The sequence below is a fragment of the Achromobacter sp. JD-1 genome (genome assembly GCF_038594925.1).
Lineage (GTDB): Bacteria > Pseudomonadota > Gammaproteobacteria > Burkholderiales > Burkholderiaceae_B > Achromobacter > Achromobacter spanius_C.
The window spans coordinates 1-2,415 of sequence record NZ_JBCGCS010000061.1; the positions used below are offsets into that span (position 1 = coordinate 1).

The 2,415-nt window shown below is 66.3% G+C and carries 3 protein-coding genes; all 3 read right to left on the reverse strand.

Annotated features, from left to right (window positions below; translation table 11 throughout):
- Window positions 1-37: 37 nt before the first annotated feature.
- Window positions 38-1,609: an IS66 family transposase gene (tnpC, locus tag WBR68_RS31110; protein WP_050445555.1), complete on the reverse strand. Its 1,572-nt coding sequence runs from the start codon at window positions 1,607-1,609 to the stop codon at window positions 38-40.
- Window positions 1,610-1,671: 62 nt separating this feature from the next.
- A complete protein-coding gene (gene tnpB, locus WBR68_RS31115; protein WP_158218705.1) occupies window positions 1,672-2,028 on the reverse strand; it encodes an IS66 family insertion sequence element accessory protein TnpB in 357 nt (118 codons plus the stop codon).
- Window positions 2,004-2,342 carry an IS66-like element accessory protein TnpA gene (gene tnpA / locus WBR68_RS31120; protein ID WP_050445554.1) on the reverse strand — a complete coding sequence of 113 codons (339 nt, stop codon included), beginning with the start codon at window positions 2,340-2,342 and terminating at the stop codon, window positions 2,004-2,006. Before tnpA ends, tnpB begins: the two co-directional genes overlap by 25 nt.
- Between the last annotated feature and the right edge of the window lie 73 nt (window positions 2,343-2,415).

Genomic DNA, 2,415 nt, shown 5'->3' on the forward strand with positions numbered 1-2,415 from the left:
CGTAAGCGCCTGCTGAACACACCCTTGACGGTTCTGCTTATGCAGCAGGTTGCCACCGATGCGGCAGCAGCTCAGCGATCTGGCTGTTTTTCTGCGTGGGCAGGCGCGTGAGCACGTCCTTCAGATAGGCGTACGGGTCGTGCCCATTGAGCCGCGCCGACTGGATCAGGCTCATGATGGCGGCCGCACGCTGCCCGCCGCGCAGCGAGCCTGCGAACAACCAGTTCGAGCGCCCGATCGCCCAGGGCCGGATCTGGTTCTCCACCCAGTTGTTGTCGATCGGTGCATCGCCATCATCAAGATAGCGCGTGAGCGCCTCCCAGCGCTTGAGGCTGTAGTCGATGGCGCGTGCGGTACCCGAGCCATCGGGCACGCGCTGGCGCTGCGCGATCAGCCATCGATGCAAGGTCTCGGCGATCGGCCTGGCGCGATCCTGACGTATCCGCCTGCGCTCGTCGGCAGGCAGGTCGGCTACGTCCCGCTCTACGCCGTAGAGCGCGCCGAACAGATCCAGTGCCTCTCCGGCGATCTGGCTCTGGTGGCTCGCATGCAGGTCATGGAACTTGCGCCTGGCGTGCGCCATGCAGCCAAGTTCCTTGATGCCGGCAGCGAAGCCGGCCTTGTAGCCCACATAATCGTCGGTCACCAGTTTGCCGCGCCAATCTTGCAGGAACGTGCGGCAGTGCTCACCGGCCCGGCTTGGCGCGAAGTCGTAGAGCACTGCACGCAGGCTGTCGAACGAGGTCGGTGTGTATGCCCACAAGTAGGCCCGGTGCGTCTTGCCCGCGCCCGGATTGAGCATCTGCACTGGCGTCTCGTCGGCATGCAGCACGGGTTTGCCCAGCACCTCGGCCTTGAGCGCATCGACCAGCGGCTGCAACCGCAGCCCGCATACGCCGACCCACTCGCCCAGCGTCGAGCGCGGCAGCGCCAGAGCGGCGCGCGCAAAGATGCCTTCCTGGCGGTATAGCGGCAGGTGGTCGGCGAACTTGGCCACCAGCACCTGCGCCAGAAGTCCCGCCGTCGGGATGCCCTTGTCGATGACCTGCGCGGGGACCGGCGCCTGCGTGAGCGTCTCGCAGTGCTCGCACACCCATTTGCCGCGGATGTGACGTTCGACCGTAAAGACGCCCGGCAGGTAATCCAGCTTCTCGCTGACGTCCTCGCCGATGCGCTTCAAGCCGCAGCCGCAGCGGCACGTCGTGGACGCCGGTTCGTGATGGATGTCGGTGCGCGGCAGTTCGGGCGGCAACCGCATGCGGCGCGGCGCTTGCGGCGGCGCAGGCTTGGCGGATATCGCCTCGCGCAGCGCGTTGACTTCCTCTTCGATGGCCGCCATGTCGGCATCCATCGTTTCTTCCAGAAGGCTTGCCTGCGCAGGGTTCAGTTGCTCGCTGCGCTTGCCGTAACGCCAGCGCTTGTACAGCGCCAGCTCCTGCATGAGCTGGTCGATGTGCGTCTGTTTGAAGTGCAGTACGCGATCCCGCTCGGCAACCACCGCATCGTGCGCCGCTATCTGGGCGTCACGCGCGGCCACCTCGCCCATCAGGCGTTCGGCCAACGCGCGCAGTTGCTGTGCGTCGAGGTGATCCAGGGATGCGGTACTCATGGCCCACAGTATGCCGCAGGGCTCCCCGCGGCGATATTGGCGTCTTGCCGGATTGTCCGGCGCTACAACACCGAGATCGCGCCTGCCGCGCCCACATGCTGCCAAGGCAGGCCCAGCACCAGCGCCTGCCACTGCTCACTGTCGACCGCGACGTGGGGGCCGCGCAGCGCATCGGCCCACACGAACTTACCGCGGTTCAGCCGGCGCGCGGCCAGCCACACGCCGATCCCGTCATGTACCAGCACCTTCATGCGGTTGGCGCGCCGGTTTGCGAAGCAATAGGCGTGGTGCGGACGGGCCGAACCGAACACGGCCACCACCCGGGCCAGTGCCGTCTCGGTGCCGGCGCGCATGTCCAGCGGCTCGGTGGCCAGCCAGATCGCATCGACACGGATCACCGCAGCCACTCGCGTAGCCACGCCACACATGCGCCCGCTTCACTCACGGGCCATTGCACCGTCGCTTGCGCGGGACCGCGCGACAAGCGAATCTCGATGTGACGGCCTGACGAGGGCACCGCAGGCAACGCGACCGGCACGAACGCCGGCGCTACAGGGGCCTGCCGTTCGGCCTGGCGAATCCACTTATGCACCAGGTTCGCGTTCACGCCGTGTGACAGCGCCACGCCGGCAATGGAGGTTTCTGGCTGGCCGCACTGGGCCACGATCTGGGCCTTCAGCGCCTTCGGATAAGACCGACGCTTAGGAACCGGCGCTAATTCTGTCTTCGACATGGTGTCCACCTAAAAGTGGTGGACACTATCGAGGACAACGCACGCGCTCAATATGTGTTCGCCAGGCGCTTAC